This window comes from Streptomyces sp. NBC_00454 (genome assembly GCF_041434015.1).
Taxonomy (GTDB): domain Bacteria; phylum Actinomycetota; class Actinomycetes; order Streptomycetales; family Streptomycetaceae; genus Streptomyces.
Window position 1 is genome coordinate 334,961 of record NZ_CP107907.1, and the last position, 17,206, is coordinate 352,166.

The window sequence follows — 17,206 nt, forward strand, 5'->3', positions numbered from 1 at the left end:
TCGGCGGCAACCTCAGGGGGCCTCGCCTGCCTCGCCGGTCAGGGCGGTGGTACGGGAAGGGGTGGTACGGGAAGGGGTGGCGGCCCGCCCCCCTGTGGCGGGCCGCCGGTCTCGCGGGGGTGCGGGACTCAGCCGGTCCCGCCGGCCTCAGCCGTTCTCACTGGACGCGGTGAAGCCGAAGGCGGCCAGACGGAAGCCGCCGTGCAGGGTCAGCCGCAGGTCGTGGACACCGTCCAGGGGAGCGGCGAGTTCGGCCGCGACGGTCGTCCACGTGTAGCGGTTGCCGGTTGCGGGAACCGCGATCTCGGCCAACAGTCGCTCACCGGCCCGGAATTCCAACCGCGCCTGCCCGGACCCCGCGTTCTCGAGGGCGGTCTCGGCCTCCACCCGGACCGCCCCGGAGAGATCGGCGTCGCGGAAGAGGAGCGTCGCGGGCCGCGCCGGATCGGCCGGAGTCACCGCGTCACCGCCGGCGCGGGCGGCGTCCACGATGGTGATGTCCGCGTGGTCGTCGAAGTCGACGGTCAGGGTTCGCCGGCCGACGACCACGCGGGGCTCGGGGGCCGGTCCGGTCACCGTGAGCCGTGCGGTGAGGACCGGGTTCTCGGCGGAGCGGCCGGCGGTGATCTCGTATACGCCGGGGTCGACGGTGAAGGCGCCGGTCGCGGTGGACCAGTGGGCGAGCCGGTCGGCCGGGAACGAGAACCTCAACTCCCGTCCCTCGCCCGGCTCCAGGCGGACCTTGCTGAAGTCGGCGAGGCGCTGCCGGGGGGCCTCGTAGCGGGCGTCCAGCGCGCGGACGTAGAGCTGGACCACCTCGCTGCCCGCCCGCCGGCCGGTGTTGGCCAGGCTCACCGTGACGTCGAGCGAACCGTCCGGGCCGATCGACGGATGCGACAGGCCGAGGCCGCCGTAGGCGAAGTCGGTGTAGGACAGCCCGTGGCCGAAGGGATAGAGGGGCGCGGCCCCGTGGTACTGGTAGGTCCAGCCGGCCTTGATCACGTCGTAGTCGAGCGGATCCGGCAACGGGTACCCGCCCCGGTACCAGGTCTGCGGCAGGCGGCCGGCGGGCTCGGCCTCCCCGAGCAGCACCGCGGCCAGTGCATGGCCCGTCTCCTGCCCGCCGTGGGAGGTCCACACCACGGCGGGCAGGTGCTCCTGGGCCCAGTCGACGGCGTACGGGTAGCTGCTCATCACCACCAGCACCGTCTCGGGGCAGACGGCCGCGACCGTGCGCAGCAGCGCGTCCTGAGTCCCGGGCAGGTCGATGCCCGCGCGGTCCTCGGTCTCGCGGCCGCCCACCATCGGGTGGTTGCCGAGGACGACGACCACCACGTCGGCCGTCTCGGCGGCCGCCCGCGCCTCGGCCGCGCCGTCGCGCAGCAGCTCCCGCTGCCAGCGCTCGGCGACGTCCGCGGTCAAGGCGGTGACGCTCACCCGGCCGTCGGCCGGGTCCACGGCGGCGTAGCGTCCGGTGAGGACGGAGCGCAGCACCACGTCTGCGCCCTCGGCCGGTTCGAGCCGGAAGGTCTCGTGGATCTCCCAGCTCTTGAGCACCTCCTGGTCGGCCGCCAGCGAGTCGTCGCCCTTGAGGCTCAGGTAGCGGCCGGTGTCGGCGGCGCGCAGGGTCAGTACGCCGCTGCCCCAGTCGGCCACGTCGAAGGCGGTCTTGCCGAGCGGTTCCCCGGTGGTGCGGGAGCGCAGCGCGATCCGGTCGGCGCCCTCCTCGCAGACCACCTCGCCGCCGTGGACGCCGAGCGCCTCGGAGAGTCCCGCGGCGACGCCGACCTCGTAGGGCGGGGTGCCGCTGTACCAGTCCTCGCACAGCGTGTCGGCGAGCGGGCCGATGACGGCGATCCGCGGTGTCCGCACCGCGTCGAGCGGCAGCAGGCCGTCGTTCTTGAGCAGCACCACCGACTCGGTCGCGGCGCGCCGCGCCAGCTCGCGGTGCTCGGCGCAGTCGATGACCTCGGGCCCGATACCGGCATAGGGGTCCAGTTCCGGGTCGAACTCACCGAGCCGGAAGCGGAGCTCCAGCTGACGCCGGACGGCGCGGTTCACGTCGGCCCCGTCGATCAGGCCGCGCTCCAGGGCCTCGCGCAGTCGGCCGACCGGCGTCGCGCCGTCCTCGCCATGGTCGGTGAAACTGTCGATGCCCGCCTTGAGCGCCGCCGCGTGGGACTCGGCGTGGTCGTCGAAGTACTCCTCGAGGTCGACCAGATTGGACGGGGCTTCGGCGTCACTGACCACGAACAGCTCGTGGCCGGTCGGCTCCGCCCAACGGCGCAGCTCCGACTCGATGAGCGGGCTCACGTGGCAGGGACGGCCGTTGACGAGGTTGTAGGCGGCCATCGCGCCGGTCGCGGCGCCGGATGCCACGACGGGGCGGAAGGCGGCCAGGTCGTACTCGTGCAGCACGCGCGGTCGCAGCCCGGAGGAGGTGGTGCACCGGTCGTCCTCGTTGTTGTAGGCGAGGAAGTGCTTGAGCACCGGGGCCACCCGCAGGTAGGTCGGGTGGTCGCCGGACAGCCCCCGGCAGAACGCCTCCCCGAGGCGGCTGGTGTGCACCGGGTCCTCGGAGTACCCCTCCTCGTTGCGCCCCCAGCGCGGGTCGCGCAGCAGGTTCAGCACGGGCGCCCAGGCCTGGAGGCTGTGGGGAGCGCTGCCGACGACGGGCGGGCGGTGGCGGTGGAAGGCGCGCAGTTCGATCGAGACCGCCTCGGCGACCCGGCGCACCAGGCCCTCGTCCCAGGTGGCCCCGAGACCGACGGCCTGCGGGAAGACGGTCGCCACCCCCATCCAGGAGACCCCGTGCAGGGCCTCGCTGCCGGTTCGGAAGGAACCGACGCCGAGGCGCGGGACGGCCGGTACGCACTGGTGCAGCATCGCGAGCCGCTCGTCGAGCGTGAGCCGTTCGAGCAGGTCGTCGACACGCTTGCGCAGCGGTAGCTCCGGATTACGGAAAGGAGGCGCACCGGCTGCGGGCGCGGACAGGGAACTCACGTGAACAACCCCTAGGCAGGTTGGGCGTTACGATCATTTGTCGAAGCGCTTCGACGCTGACATGAACCACTCCCACTGTCAACCGTCCCTGGTGAAACCAGTTTTGAATCGGTTCGCGTTCCTACTGAACTCGGAACGCGTCGTTCGCGCGCTGGACGGCGTCCAAGCGCTTCGACAGCCGCCCTGGGGCCCCGCCTCCCCGAGAACTCGCGGCTCGACCGGCCGACGGCGTAGACCCGGTCCGGTGGGCACCTCGCGCCCGGCCCTCGCACCGACCCACGCCCACCCGGTCGCGGGGCCCGGCGCGCCACGAGCCGTGCCGCGCGCGCCTCCTGGCGAGCGCAGGGATGCCCTAGGACGAGGTCGGGGACCCGTCCGGCGAACCTCCCACTCCGCGCGACGCCCCGGCGGTCTGCTGACGTTCTCCGGCGACCCGACCGCGCCCGGCGGCTGGACGGCCTCACCGCTGTCGGGCAACGGTGGCCGCGCACGACCACCGGTACGTCCGCCGCTCGGACCCGCCCCCAGCTCCCAGCGGCACGGCGTCGAGACGCACACGGATCCACCGACGTACGGGGCTTCGTCACGCGCAGGAGGACGAACGCACATCCCCCGGCCGGTCGGCGGTGAGCCTGGTTCGAGCGCAGCACCTTGGCGAACCGGCGGATGGCAGTGTCGGTGTCGGTCACCAGGAGTTCCGGGGAGCGGGCAGTAGACGTCGGCGTGCGCGGGGGCACCGGAGGAGAGGAAGGCGCATGGTCGCCTTCGACGACGTCCCCATCAAGGTCCATGGGGACCATGTCCTGAGGCGCGAGCCCGTCGTGAGAGGTCCCACTCGGCCTGATGGCCAACAGGTCCTCACCGCGAAGGCGGGGAGGAGACATTGCCCTCCGTCCGGACCACCAGGCCATGGCGGACGAGTCCCTGGTGGAGGTCGTCGACTCGGCGACGGACGAACTCGATGGTCGCGTTCAACGTGCCTCGCGCGGGTCGGACAGAGCCACGGTCGGCCTGGCCCCCTGGGCCGGGCGGCGTACCCCCGGCTCGGGGCAGGCGCGAGAGCTAGTGCTGTGACCGGAAAAGTTCACCGGGTCGCGGCGCCCGGCACGGCACCTCGCCGCGTTGTCGGCCCACGCAAGTACGTCCAGTACGAGACGTGGCCCTCCGCCTTGCGATGCACCGCACCGGACACCGCGCCCCGGCAAACCTTTCCGGCCACAGCACTAGGTCGCCTCTTTCGGATCTTGCGGTCGAGCCCGCGTCGGCGAGGTGCGGTGCCGGGCGGCACGCGCTCTCGCCGCACCGGCCGAAAGCCCGAGTACGTCCAGTACGCAGGCTTCCGGCCGGCACACCGAGAGCACGCACCGGACGCCGCTCCTTCCCCACGGAGATCCATCAGACACCCCCTAGCGGCCCACCCGGCGGTCTCGGCGAGCGGGGTACCCCTCGGCGACCACCGGCAGGACCCTTCGCTTGGTGAGGTCTGCGGCGATGCCGATGAACCGGAGGCGGAGGCGGGATCAACGCCGACGGCGGCGATTACGACGGGAAGGACGGTGCGCGACGCGTCTCGCCGGCCCTCGGGATGCCGCAGGGCCCAGCCCAGACGGCGCCAGCCGCCGGGCATCGGCCGACTCGCGCTCGATGACGGCGTGCGGGGTATCTCGTGCACGCCGGTCGCGAGCTGCCGCCCGGCATGCACGTGGACCAGCACGACCGGTGAGGATGCCGGAGTCGATGCCGACGACACACCTGCCCGGTCCCCGGACGGCAGGGATCAGGGCACTCCCTCATCCCTCGCACGGGAAACCGGCATTGGTTCCTGCGGAGTTGAAGCGTCACCTCTCTCCATGAGGGCAAATTGTTAGCGCTCACAATCTTCCTGTCAAGGAACCCATGGAGGCCTCGTCAAAGTGCGACCGGCTCGGCGCAGAGCCTCGGCCGACGCGGCGGCCGGCCCCCCGGCCCGATGGCGCCAGCTCAAGGCCGACGCCCGGGCCCGCGCTGCCATCTCGGGCAAGATCGGCAGGCGGGGATGCGGGTGTGCACGCCGCCCCCCGACCCCTCGACGAGCGGTTTCCAGGGCCCGGCGGCCGAGCTCGCCGAACCCCTGCCGCACAGCGGCCACGGGCGGAGTGAGGCAGGTGGGCTCAACAATGTCGCCGAATCCGGCGAGCCGACGCCTCCCGGAATCGAGCGGGCCGGACTCGCGCAGGGCGCGCCCCCGGCAGACCGAGCACCGTGTCATCGTCGGCACAGAAGACGGCGGGACGTCCCCCGGTCCGGCGATCCGCAATCCCGCCCGGCACCCGGCCCCGTACGCCAGTCGCCGCACTCGGCAAAGCCGCAGAAACCGCGGAAGCCGCCCGTGGTCGACCTGCCCGGACGTCCCGCTGTGGAGCCGCTCCGGCGAGGAGGCTGCCCGCCTGCGGCGATGTTGCCCAATGGTGATCTGAACAGACCCTTGACGACACACTTGTGAGCGTTAACACTCAGGTATCGCCAGGCCGGAGCCACTGCAAACCTGAACTTCGCAACAGCGCGGGGAACGACTCCCGGCCGGCCCCGCTCGACCGCTTCCGGTTCTCCCAGCCGGGTCGCACTGTGCCGGTCGCGGAACATCACTGGAGGAACTGTGCGGAAGCTTTCAGCGGGCCTTGTCACCCTGGGCCTGACGCTGTCGCTGGCAGCCTGCGGCCAGAGCGCCAACGGAACGGGCGACGCCGGGGCCGGCGGGACCGGCGGGGACGCCAAGGGCGGCCTCATCGGCATCGCGATGCCGACCAAGTCGTCGGAGCGCTGGATCAACGACGGCAACAACATGGTCAAGGAGTTCCAGGCCAAGGGTTACAAGACCGACCTCCAGTACGGCGACAACGTCGTGGAGAACCAGGTCTCCCAGGTGGAGAACATGATCACCAAGGGGGCCAAGCTGCTGGTGATCGCCGCCATCGACGGTTCCTCGCTCACGAACGTGCTGCAGAAGGCCGCCGACGCCCACGTCCCCGTCATCTCCTACGACCGACTGATCCGCGGCACGAAGAACGTCGACTACTACGCGACCTTCGACAACTACAAGGTCGGCGTCCTCCAGGGCAGTTACATCGTCGACAAGCTCGGCGTCAAGGACGGCAAGGGCCCCTTCAACGTCGAGCTGTTCGCCGGCTCGCCGGACGACAACAACGCCGCGTTCTTCTACAACGGCGCGATGAGCGTCCTCAAGCCGTACATCGACGACAAGAAGCTGGTCGTGCAGAGCGGCCAGACCTCCCTCAACCAGATCGCCACACTGCGCTGGGACGGCGGTCTCGCCCAGTCCCGGATGGACAACCTGCTGAGCAAGTCGTACACCGCCGCCCGCGTCGACGCCGTCCTCTCGCCGTACGACGGCATCTCGATCGGCATCATCTCCTCGCTCAAGGGCGTCGGCTACGGAGCCGGCCAGCCGCTGCCCGTCGTCACGGGCCAGGACGGCGAGCTGGCGTCGGTGAAGTCGATCATCGCGGGTGAGCAGACCCAGACCGTCTACAAGGACACCCGCCAACTGGCCAAGGCCGCCGTCCAGATGGGCGACGCGCTGCTGACCGGCGGCAAGCCCGAGGTCAACGACACCAGCCAGTACGACAACGGCGTCAAGATCGTGCCGGCGCAGCTGCTCCAGCCGGTCAGCGTCGACAAGGAGAACTACCAGAAGGTCCTGGTGGACAGCGGCCAGTACACCGCGGACCAGCTGAAGTAGCCCGCGGAGCCCGACCGACGGGTCCGGCGACGACGAAACGGCGGTGCGACGCCGGGGAGACCGCCCGGCGCCGCACCGCCCCGACGATACGGATGCACAACCATGGCCCGACCCGTTCTCGAGATGCGGTCGATCAGCAAGACGTTTCCCGGTGTCAAGGCCCTCTCCGAGGTCAACCTGACCGTCGCCGCCGGTGAGGTGCACGCCATCTGCGGCGAGAACGGCGCCGGCAAGTCCACGCTGATGAAGGTGCTCAGCGGGGTCTATCCCCACGGCGGCTACGAGGGCGAGATCTACTTCGAGGGCGAGCCCTGCCGGTTCCGGGACATCCGGGCCAGCGAGCAGCGCGGCATCGTGATCATCCACCAGGAACTCGCGCTGGTGCCCTACCTGTCCATCGCCGAGAACATCTTCCTCGGCAACGAGCACGCCACCCGGGGCGTCATCAGCTGGCACAAGACGCTGACCCACGCCGCCGCGCTGATCCGGCAGGTCGGGCTCGACGAGAGCCCGCACACCAGGATCGCCGATCTCGGCGTGGGCAAGCAGCAGTTGGTCGAGATCGCCAAGGCGCTCGCCAAGAAGGTCAAGCTGCTCATCCTGGACGAGCCGACGGCCGCCCTGAACGACGAGGACAGCCGCAAGCTGCTCGACCTGATCCTCGAACTCAGGGCCCAGGGGATCTCCTGCATCCTCATCTCGCACAAGCTGAACGAGATCGCCCGGGTCGCCGACTCCGTCACCATCCTGCGCGACGGGCGGACCATCGAGACCATCGCGATCGGTCCCGAGGGCATCTCCGAGGAGCGGATCATCCGTGGCATGGTCGGCCGCGACCTGGAACACCGCTACCCCGAGCGCGCCCCCGAGATCGGCGAGGTCGCCTTCGAGATCGAGGACTGGAGCGTCCAGCACCCGATCGACCACCGGCGCAAGGTGGTCGACGGCGTCTCGCTCAACGTCCGTCGGGGCGAGATCGTCGGCATCGCCGGCCTCATGGGCGCTGGCCGCACCGAACTGGCCATGAGCGTCTTCGGCCGCTCGTACGGGCGGTGGACCGGCGGCCGGGTGCGGCTGGACGGCCGGGAGATCCGTACCCGGACGGTGCCGGAGGCGATCGGGCACGGCATCGCGTACGTGACCGAGGACCGCAAGCAGCTCGGCCTCAACCTGGGCGACGACATCAGCCGGAACATCTCGCTGAGCGCCCTCGGCAAGGTCGCCCGGCGGGGCTGGGTCGATCGGCACGAGGAGGCCCGGATCGCCGAATCGTTCCGGCGGACCATGAACATCAAGGCCCCCTCGGTGTTCGCGGAGACCGGCAAGCTCAGCGGCGGCAACCAGCAGAAGGTCGTCCTCAGCAAGTGGATCTTCGCCGGGCCGGAGGTGCTGATCCTCGACGAGCCCACCCGGGGCATCGACATCGGCGCCAAGGCGGAGATCTACACCGTCATCGCCGAACTCGCCGCCCAGGGCAAGACGGTACTCGTCATCTCCTCCGAACTCCCCGAACTCCTGGGCCTGTGCGACCGGATCTACACCATGGCCGAAGGCCGGATCACCGGTGAGGTCGACCGCGCGGAAGCCACCCAGGAATCCCTCATGCGGCTCATGACCATGAGCGCGGCATACCCCGACAAGCAGGTGTGAGGCATGGCCCAGACCAAGACCACCCCAGAGACCACGCCCAGCACACCGCAGACCGCCCGGCGCGCGTCGGCCGGTGCCGTACTGGCCCGAGCGCTGCGCGGCAACCTGCGCCAGTACGGGATGCTGCTCGCGCTGGCGCTGATCGTGCTGCTGTTCCAGTTCTGGACGGACGGCATCCTGCTCCAGCCGCTCAACATCACCAACCTGATCCAGCAGAACAGCTACATCCTCATCCTGGCCATCGGCATGATGATCGTCATCATCGCCGGCCACATCGACCTGTCGGTCGGGTCGCTCGCCGCCTTCGTCGGGGCCGCCGCCGCGGTGATGATGGTCAAACACCACGCGCCGTGGCCCGTGGCGCTGGTGGCCGCGCTGCTGATCGGGGCGCTCGCGGGAGCCTGGCAGGGCTTCTGGATCGCCTATCTCGGGATCCCCTCGTTCATCGTGACGCTGGCCGGCATGCTGCTGTTCCGCGGTGGGACCCAGATCCTCCTCCAGGGCCAGTCGGTGGCGCCGTTCCCCAAGGGCTTCCAGAACATCAGCAGCGGCTTCCTCCCCGCCGTCGGCCCCCACACCAACTACCACAACCTCACCCTCCTGCTGGGCCTCGTGGTGCTGGCCGTCGCGATACTCCAGGAGGTGCGCGGACGGCGGCGGGCCGCCTCGTACGGGCTGGAACCGCTCCCCGCCGGACTGTTCATGGTGAAGCTCGGCGCGATCACCGCGGCCGTGGTGGCCTTCACGCTGCTGCTGGCCAGCTACCACGGCGTGCCGATCGTCCTGCTGATCCTCGGCGTCCTGCTGGTCGGCTTCGGGTACGTGATGCGCAACTCGATCCTCGGCCGGCACACCTACGCCATCGGCGGCAACGAGGCCGCGGCGCGACTGTCCGGCGTGAAGAGCAAGCGGGTCGTCTTCCTGGCCTTCGTGAACATGGGCGTCCTCGCGGCCCTGGCCGGGATGGTCTTCGCCGCGCGGCTCAACGCCGGTACTCCGCAGGCCGGCATCAACTTCGAGTTGGAGGCGATCGCCGCGGCCTTCATCGGCGGCGCCTCCGCGAGCGGCGGTGTGGGTACCGTCCTCGGTGCGCTCACCGGAGGCCTGGTCCTGGGCGTGCTGAACAACGGCATGTCGCTGGTCGGCGTGGGCACCGACTACCAGCAGGTGATCAAGGGCCTGGTACTGATGGCGGCCGTCGGCTTCGACGTCTACAACAAGCGCAAGGCCGGAGGCTGACCTCCCTCCTTCCTCTGCCGCCACCCCACCCCTGCCCCTCCTCGGCTCGGCGCCGCCGCCGCTCGCACGAGGAGGGGTGCCTCGTCTACTGGGGCCCCGGCTCCCGCGGCTCCGCCCGCACGTCGACGATCCGCTCGAAGAAGAACTCGTGCTTGAGGAAGGAGACGTCGTACTCATGACCCGGGTAGGGCGGGATCAGCTGAGCGGCCTGGATCAGCCGCCAGCCCGCCCGGAGCGCCGCCACCCCCGACTCGTACGGCGGCTCGTCGCTGTCGCCCGTGGTCGGCGAGGTGCGGCCCGTGCCGTCGTACAGCGACCAGCCCACGACCTGGGAGTCCAGCGCCGAGGTGGCCAAGTACAGGACCAGCACCTGCTGCCGCAGCACCGGCGCGGCGCCTTCCGCCGCCCGCTCGGGGAGGATTGCTTCGGTCGTCATTCCTGTACCTCCGCGGGGCGGTTGGAGACCCTGGTCACCCAGTGGTCGAGGTCGAAGTGGTCGTCGCCGGTCAGCACCCGCCACAGCAGGATGCGGTTGTACCGCTCCAGCCGGCCCGTCGCCCCCTCGTACCACGGGAACATGGTGTCCAACTCGGCTGCCACCTGCGGGTCTTCGAGATCCGAGGTGTTCCACAGGCGCTGTTGGCGCACCCTGGGATTGAAGCGGATCTTGAACATGTAGCGCATCACGTCGCTGTCGTTGCGCCGGCCCCCGTGCCAGAGGCCGTGGTGCAGAAACACCACGGTCCCGGCCGGGCAGACCAGCCGGTCCTGGCCGCGCAGGTTCTGGTAGCGGCCGGTGTCGGACTCGTTGATCCGCCGGAGGTGGCTGCCCGGCACGGTGAGCGTTCCACCCATCTCCAGCGTCACCGCCTGCGGAAAGTACATCAGCTGCACGTCGAAGGCGTCCGGCCGGACGTCTATGACGGCGTCCCCGTGCAGCGGCTGCGCCTCGCCGCCGTGGGGCTCGCGGGTGTGCACGAAGTCGTGGTCCACCCACGGCTCCGGGCCCACGAGGCTGTGCAGGGCACCTGCCACCTGCGGAAGTTCCAGCAGCCGGCGGACGAAGGATCCCTTCGCGTAGGCCTCGGACAGCGGGGTCCCGTACGGCACCGGCGGCACCCCGTCGGCCAGTACCGCCAGGCCCTCGGTGTTCATCTCCGCCGGGACCACCGCGTCCAGTCGCAGCGACCCGCGTGCCACGAACCGCGCCATCCGCACCGAATCGAGTAGTTCTCGCGTGTTCTCCACGGCGGCCACGCTAGGCCCGGCGGCCGCGCGCCGGATGGGCCGCGTTCACCCTCCACTGGTCGATTCTCACCACCGTGCCCGGCAGGCGGGGTGGGAGGCTGGTGGTCCTGGAGCGGCTCACCGACGCACTGACAGGAGAGGCGACCATGCACACGACACTCGCCCACCTTGACGAGCCGCCCACTCTCGCCGCCGTCGGCATCAGCGTGCACGGCCCGGCCGGTCATATGGACGTGTTCTCCCTGCCGGACCTCTGGCAGCTCCATCTGTACGACTACGAGGCCGACTTGACGGTTGACGGCACGGAGTACGGGATCCGCCCCGGCCGGGTCAGCCTCGTACCGCCCGGCGCCGAGGTCCGCTACCGCTACCGGGGCCGGTCCTCACACCTCTACGTCCACCTCCACCTGGGCTCGGGCTGAACTCCCCGCAGCATTCCGGTGATCCAGCACGCCGGTCCCGAACTCACTTGGCTGAACGCCCAGTTGCGGCAGGCGCTGGCAGCCTGGCCGAACACCCCGGCACGGGCCGCGGCCGAGGTGTGGGTCGCCCTGTGGCGGGTCGCCCAGCTCGCGCCCGCGAGGGAGCGGAACACACAGGCCGCGCATCCGGCGGTCACGGCCGCCGTGGCCCTGATCGAGGCGCGGCTGGGACAGCCTCTGACGGTGCCGGACATCGCTGCGGCGGCCGGTGTCTCCCACAACCACCTGACGCGGCTCTTCCGCGCCGCGACGGGGGAGACGGTCGTGGGCTACATCCGGGCCCGGCGGATGGAACGGGCGCGCCACTTCCTGCAGGCCACCACCCTCTCCGTCCCCGCCGTCGCCGCATCGGTCGGCATTCCCGACCTCCAGGCGTTCAACAAGGCTTGTCGCCGCGCGCTCGGAGCTTCTCCGCGCGGCATCCGTGCCGCCCAGCCCGTTTCCCCGCACTCCCCCGCTCAGTGAGCGGACCGGTGCGGGACACCGCTGCCCGGCCGCCCCGAAGGACCCACCGCACGCCCTTTCCAAAACGGCGGCAACCTTTTCGCGTCCTGCGGCGACCAGGCAGTGCACCTCGACCCGAATCTTGGAACGGACGGACATGCAGACTGCACGGCAGGCCTCGCGGCAGCGCAGGCGCAGAAACAGGCTGATGCTGGGGACGGCAGTGATACTGACCGCCGCGGGCGTCCTCTTCTGCCTGGTGACGGCCATGCTCCCCGGCCCCAAGGCCCGGGCCGGGGACCCGGCCGACGTGGCCGCCCCCGCCGCCACCCTGGCGGGAGCCACCTCCTCGGCTCCGACGAGCCCGTCCCCGGCGGACAGCCCGCCCGCATCGGCGACCCCGAGCGTGGCCGGCGCGACGGCCACCGCTCAGACACCGCAGCCTTCGGCGAAGGAAACCCCACCGGCGGCGTCCACCCCGGCGCCGTCGGCAGGACGCATCCAGCCCGGGGCCAGCTACAAGGGCGTCGCCACCTCCTACGCCGCCGGCGACGGCAATGGCGCCTGCCTGTTCGGCCCGAGCGACGACCTCATGGTCGCGGCGATGAACACCACCGACTACGAGTCGTCCAGGGCGTGCGGCGCGTACGTGCGCGTCCGCGCGGCGAACGGCGCTTCGATCACGGTCCGGATCACCAACGAATGTCCGCTGCCCTGCGCGCCCGGACAACTGGACCTCAGCCAAGAGGCCTTCGCGAAACTGGCCGACCCCAAGCTCGGCCGCATCCCGATCACCTGGAGCCTGCTGAGCCCCCAGAGCTCCGGGGCGCTCTCCATCCGGTACAAGACCGGGTCCAGCCGCTACTGGTGCGCCATCCAGGTGATCGGCCACCGCAATCCGGTCGCTAGGCTGGAGGTACGCACCGCCGCGGGCTGGCGCAAGCTGCCCCGTACCGATTACAACTACTTCCTCTCCGCCGACGGCAGCGGGTGCGGCGGCGCGATGAGGATCACCGACATCTACGGGGAACAGCTGACGGTCGAGGGCACCGCGCTGCTCCCGGACGTCGCACAACCGACCCGGGTCCAGTTCGCCCCGCACTGAAACCACACGGCGGCGGGTGGCCGCTCCGGTTCGGGGGATCGGAGCGTCCTGGGCCGTACCGGGCGCTGATACGCTGCCGCCCGGATGTTAGCGCACACATTTGCGAAAGGGGCGACCGTCGGACATGGTCCTCGATGACGCGTCCGCGGAGTTCCACGACTTCTTCGAACGCCACTACGCGGAACTCGCCCGGTTCGCCCATCTCCTGACGGGCGAGACGGACGGCGCGGACGATCTGGCCGCGGACGCCCTGACCGCACTGTGGCAGCGCTGGGACCGGCTGCGCCAGGCCGAGCACCCACTCGCCTACGCCCGTGGCGTGGTCGCCAACCTGGCACGGTCACGGATCCGCAGCACGGTGCGCGAGCGCCGCCGGATCGCCCTGTTCTGGTCCCGTGGCGCGGAGCCGTTGGACGGTCCGGACGTGGCCACCGTGGTGGACGTGCGGACGGCTCTCGCCCGGTTGCCGTTCCGCAAGCGGACGTGTGTGGTCCTGCGGCACGCCTTCGACCTGTCGGAGAAGGACACCGCGCTGGCGCTCGGTATATCGGTCGGTACGGTAAAGAGCCAGACCTCGAAGGGTATGGCCGAACTGGAACGGATGCTGGACAGCACGGGATCAGCCGGGGAACTTCTGGCGGGGAGGAGGAGTCGTTGAACGAGGAGCTCGCCGAGCGGCTGCGCGCAGCCGCCGAGGCCCACCAGCCCGACCGCGCCCGGATCCTGGCACGCGTGGAACGCGGCATGTCCGGCGCCCCCGCCCGCCACCGCGAGCGGTCCGGCGCGAGGCCCTGGCCCAGGGTCGCGCTCGCCTCCCTCACCGCGGTCGGCACCCTGGCTGTCGGTGGTTTCGCCGTCGCCGCCATGGTCCAGTCGCCGCCGGCCCGGCCGGAGGTCTCGGCCACCCCCGCCGCGCCGTCGACGCCGTCCGGGAAGCCCCGGCCGACACCGTCGACGCCGTCGGCGCCCGCCACCGGCCGCCCAACCACGCCGGAGCGTTCGTCCCCGACGGGCCCCAGCCCTTCGGCGTCGAGGCCCGCGGGCTCGACCCCGCCCGGCAGCGCGCACCTCGAGGACGGGCCTCTGTCGTCGGCCGGCGCCCTGGGCTCGAACAACAACAGCTTCTGGGCGCAGAGCAACGTCACCCTCAAGTCCACGCAGCCGCTCACCGCACTCACCGTGGAACTGCGCATCGCGCAGACCGGAGCGGTGCAGAGCACCGGCAGCTGGCGGACGATGCCGGCCGAGGATTTCACCGTCACCGTGCAGAACGAGGGCGGAGCGGTGGTCTACCGCTGGATCCTCAAGCCGGGCCGTACGGTGCCGGCCGGACAGCATGTCTTCGCCGGCCAGTACAACCACGCCGCCGGTGACCGTGAGTCCAACCACGACGGCTACCGCGTCGACGCCAACGGTCCCCGCGGCGCCCTCGCGGTCTGGGGCGACTTCACCACGCCACGGCCGTAGCCGCCCGGGCAGACCCCCGGTGGAGACGAAGCACGTTCCGTCAGCCATGGCGGGGCCGCAGGCCGTAGTGCCTGCGGCCCCGCTAGGGCGTCGGGATCAGGAAGGGTCGCCGTACTGGAGACCGCGTCCGTTGGTGCCGATGTAGACGCGGCCGTAGGTGTCGGGATCGCCGGTGACGATGCCGAGGCCTGCGAAGTTGCCCCACTGGTGGGCGTCGTCGTTGATGCGGAGCCAGGTGGCGCCCTTGTCGGTGGAGCGGAAGACTCCGGTGACGTCCTTGACGGTACCGATCAGGTACAGGGCCTGGTAGGCGGCGCCGGGCGCGGCCTTGCCGAAGCCGAGGGCGGAGGCGGACTGCACCGTGGTGAGCGTGGTGAAGGTACGGCCGCCGTCGGTCGAGTGCAGCAGCCCCTTGGCGCCACCTGCGATCCACAGGTCCCCGGCGATGCCGGGGACGGCCGTGAGCCGGCCGGAGGGCAGGCTGGTGGCGCGGGCGGTGAAGGCCGTGCCGCCGTCAGTGCTGGCGTAGAGCGTGCCGCCCGCCAGTGAGTAGAAGGTACTGGCCGAGGAGCGGTCCGCGACGACCACGGCGTCGGTGCCCAGGCCGACGACCTTCGACCAGGTCGTCCCCTTGTCGGTCGATCGGTACGGGGCCTGGCCGGCCTCGGTCCAGACGATGGTGGAGCCGTCCGCCGCGAGCGCGATGTGGCCGCTGTCGGCGCTGCCCACCGGCTCCGCCTTGAAGCCGTTCCAGCTGCGGCCGCCGTCGGCGGAGTAGGCGCCGTCCTGCGCGCCGGCCTTTCCGACCCGGACCATCATCGAGGGGTTGGACTGGGCGAAATCGATGTCGGTGCTGTGGAACATCGCCGGGTTCTCCATCCGCCCGGCGGGCACCTCGGTCAGGGAGTCGTGGCGGAAACCGCCCTGGTCGCCCATGGAGGTGATGACGGCGGCGCCGCCGGGAGGGGCGATCGCGTCCGCCAGGGCGGTCTCCTCCAGCCCTCGGGCCCCCACGGTCCAGTGGCTGGTAGCGCCGCTGTCGCTGGCGGTGGCGTCCTTGCTGCGCCAGATGCCGTTGCCGGTGCCGTACAGCACGTGCCCGGAGTTGAAGGGGTCGATGGCCAGGGCGGTCATCCAGTGCCCGGTGGCGGTACCGACGTACGGGGCGGCGGAGGCATCCCGCACCGACTTGCCGGCCAGCGCCTTCCAGGTCGTACCGCCGTCGGTGGTCCGGTAGATCTCGTCCTCGGGCCACCAGCGGTCGAGGGTGGTGACCATCACCGTGGACGGCTTCTGCGGGTCGACGGCAAGCCCGGAGAACCCGTAACCGCCCTGCGACGGAGAGACGTTCTTCCACGCCCCGCCGGTCGGCGTGTACTTCCACACCGAGCCCGCCGTCACGTCGTTGGGTCCGACGGTGTTCGTGTACGTCAGGTACAGCGAGCCGTCACCGGAGAGGACGCCGTGCTGCGGCAGCTGGCCGGTGGGCTGTCCGGAGACGGCCTGCCAGGTGCTGCCGCCGTCGGTGGAGCGGTACAGGGAGGTGGACTTGTCGGCAACGCCGACGTAGACCGTCTTGCTGCCGGCCGGGCCGTACGTCACGAAGGAGATGCCCGCGCCGCTGCTAGCCCCGTCCTTGACCGGGAACGAGGAGACCTGACTCCATGTCGCGCCGTGGTCGGTGCTGCGCCACAGGCCGTTCTTGCGGGTGCCCAGCAACAGGGTGCCGTTGTCCGCGGGGTCGATCACCAGCCGTTCGCCCGCGCCGCGACCGGGCTCGTTGGCGCCCAGCTTGAAGGGCAGTTCGGTGCGCTTGAAGGTGCGGCCCCGGTCGGTGGAGCGCAGGATCGCGCCGTTGCCGGCCCACTCGTTGGTGTAGGTGCCCGCCCCGAGGTAGAGCCGGTCGGGGTCGACGGGGTCGGTGGCCACCGAGTCGATGCCCAGCAGGTTCCAGTCCTTCTCGCCGACCCAGTCGGTCAGCGGGATCCACTGCTCGGCCGCGGTGTCCCAGCGGTAGGCACCGCCCATGTCGGTGCGCGCGTACAGCAGACCCTTCTCCTTGGGGTTGAACACCAGCCCGGTGACGTAACCACCGCCCACCGCCTGGGCGTTGTTCCACCGATACGGTCCTGCCGCCTGGGTCTCGGCTGCTTTCACCAGCTTCCACTGCTGGTTGGTGCTGCCCTTGTCGGGATACTGGATGACTGCGGCGCTCTCGGCGGTGGAGCCTCCGGAGACGTCCAGGACCTGGCCGCTCCTGCGGGAGGTGAAGGTGACGGCGTCGGAACCGCCCACACCGTCGATCCGCCACTCCTGGGACACGGAGGAGCTGTCGGTCTGCTGCTCGGCGACAGCCGCCTGTGCGCTCGAATCGCCCGCTATGCCCAGTACTTTGCCGCTGTTGCGGTTGACCAGCTCGTAGTAGCCGTCCCCGGTGGACCTCAGCCTCCACTGCTGGTTGGCGGTGCCCTGGTCGGTCCACTGCTGGATGCGGGTGCCGTCGGCGGTGGAGAAGCCGTTGACGTCCATCACCTTGCCGCTGCGTACCGAGACCAGCCTGTAGTAGGCACCGCCGTCGACCGTCGCGGCCTGGGAGTCCTCGACTACGAACACGAAGTACGACACGGCGCCCAGCGGCATGCCGAGCAGCAGAGCGGTGGCGCTCAGGCGACGGCGGTGACGCCCGCGGCGGCCGCCGTTCGGGGTGTTGCTCATGGGTAGACGTTCTCCTTGCGAACTGTTCACGAGAGAAAGGCGGATCCGGGCAGCGGAACGGCCGGATCTACTTCCTTGTGGTCACAGGCCCCGCAAAGGGTTGCCTCGAGCCGG

12 protein-coding genes are annotated in these 17,206 nt (G+C 70.8%); 8 read left to right on the forward strand and 4 right to left on the reverse strand.

Features of this window, described 5'->3' with window-relative positions:
• Window positions 1–147: 147 nt before the first annotated feature.
• On the reverse strand, window positions 148–2,994 hold the full coding sequence (locus tag OHU74_RS01480; protein ID WP_371619528.1) for a glycoside hydrolase family 3 C-terminal domain-containing protein: 2,847 nt from the start codon (window positions 2,992–2,994) through the stop codon (window positions 148–150).
• Window positions 2,995–5,638: 2,644 nt separating this feature from the next.
• On the opposite strand from OHU74_RS01480, the gene chvE reads away from it, so the two are divergent.
• The 3 genes from chvE (at window position 5,639) to mmsB (ending at window position 9,631) form a co-directional block, all read left to right on the forward strand.
• Window positions 5,639–6,742, forward strand: a complete 1,104-nt coding sequence (gene chvE / locus OHU74_RS01485) for a multiple monosaccharide ABC transporter substrate-binding protein (protein ID WP_330300515.1) — start codon at window positions 5,639–5,641, stop codon at window positions 6,740–6,742.
• Between the two features lie 102 nt (window positions 6,743–6,844).
• On the forward strand, window positions 6,845–8,392 hold the full coding sequence (gene mmsA / locus OHU74_RS01490; RefSeq protein WP_371614164.1) for a multiple monosaccharide ABC transporter ATP-binding protein: 1,548 nt from the start codon (window positions 6,845–6,847) through the stop codon (window positions 8,390–8,392).
• Between the two features lie 3 nt (window positions 8,393–8,395).
• Complete coding sequence (mmsB, locus tag OHU74_RS01495) at window positions 8,396–9,631, forward strand: multiple monosaccharide ABC transporter permease (protein WP_371614165.1); 1,236 nt, start codon at window positions 8,396–8,398, stop codon at window positions 9,629–9,631.
• Between the two features lie 85 nt (window positions 9,632–9,716).
• On the opposite strand, the gene OHU74_RS01500 is transcribed toward mmsB, so the two are convergent.
• A complete protein-coding gene (locus OHU74_RS01500; RefSeq protein WP_371614166.1) occupies window positions 9,717–10,067 on the reverse strand; it encodes a hypothetical protein in 351 nt (116 codons plus the stop codon).
• Entirely contained in the window at window positions 10,064–10,843 is a 780-nt protein-coding gene (locus OHU74_RS01505; RefSeq protein ID WP_371619529.1) for a phytanoyl-CoA dioxygenase family protein, read from the reverse strand. Before OHU74_RS01505 ends, OHU74_RS01500 begins: the two co-directional genes overlap by 4 nt.
• Before the next feature lie 110 nt (window positions 10,844–10,953).
• Here OHU74_RS01505 and OHU74_RS01510 point away from each other — a divergent pair, with 110 nt between their 5' ends.
• From OHU74_RS01510 to OHU74_RS01530, 5 genes are all read left to right on the forward strand, one after another.
• Window positions 10,954–11,301: a hypothetical protein gene (locus OHU74_RS01510; protein WP_371614167.1), complete on the forward strand. Its 348-nt coding sequence runs from the start codon at window positions 10,954–10,956 to the stop codon at window positions 11,299–11,301.
• 18 nt (window positions 11,302–11,319) lie between these two features.
• The gene (locus OHU74_RS01515; protein WP_371614168.1) at window positions 11,320–11,826 is read left to right on the forward strand and encodes a helix-turn-helix domain-containing protein; all 507 of its coding nucleotides are present in this window, start codon (window positions 11,320–11,322) and stop codon (window positions 11,824–11,826) included.
• Between the two features lie 187 nt (window positions 11,827–12,013).
• Complete coding sequence (locus tag OHU74_RS01520) at window positions 12,014–12,910, forward strand: expansin EXLX1 family cellulose-binding protein (protein WP_371614169.1); 897 nt, start codon at window positions 12,014–12,016, stop codon at window positions 12,908–12,910.
• A 124-nt stretch (window positions 12,911–13,034) separates the two neighbouring features.
• Window positions 13,035–13,568: a SigE family RNA polymerase sigma factor gene (locus OHU74_RS01525; protein WP_371614170.1), complete on the forward strand. Its 534-nt coding sequence runs from the start codon at window positions 13,035–13,037 to the stop codon at window positions 13,566–13,568.
• Window positions 13,565–14,377, forward strand: a complete 813-nt coding sequence (locus tag OHU74_RS01530; RefSeq protein ID WP_371614171.1) for a hypothetical protein — start codon at window positions 13,565–13,567, stop codon at window positions 14,375–14,377. Before OHU74_RS01525 ends, OHU74_RS01530 begins: the two co-directional genes overlap by 4 nt.
• A gap of 96 nt (window positions 14,378–14,473) precedes the next feature.
• Here the strand turns inward: OHU74_RS01530 and OHU74_RS01535 are convergent, their stop codons facing one another.
• On the reverse strand, window positions 14,474–17,092 hold the full coding sequence (locus OHU74_RS01535) for an RICIN domain-containing protein (RefSeq protein ID WP_371614172.1): 2,619 nt from the start codon (window positions 17,090–17,092) through the stop codon (window positions 14,474–14,476).
• Window positions 17,093–17,206: the final 114 nt, after the last annotated feature.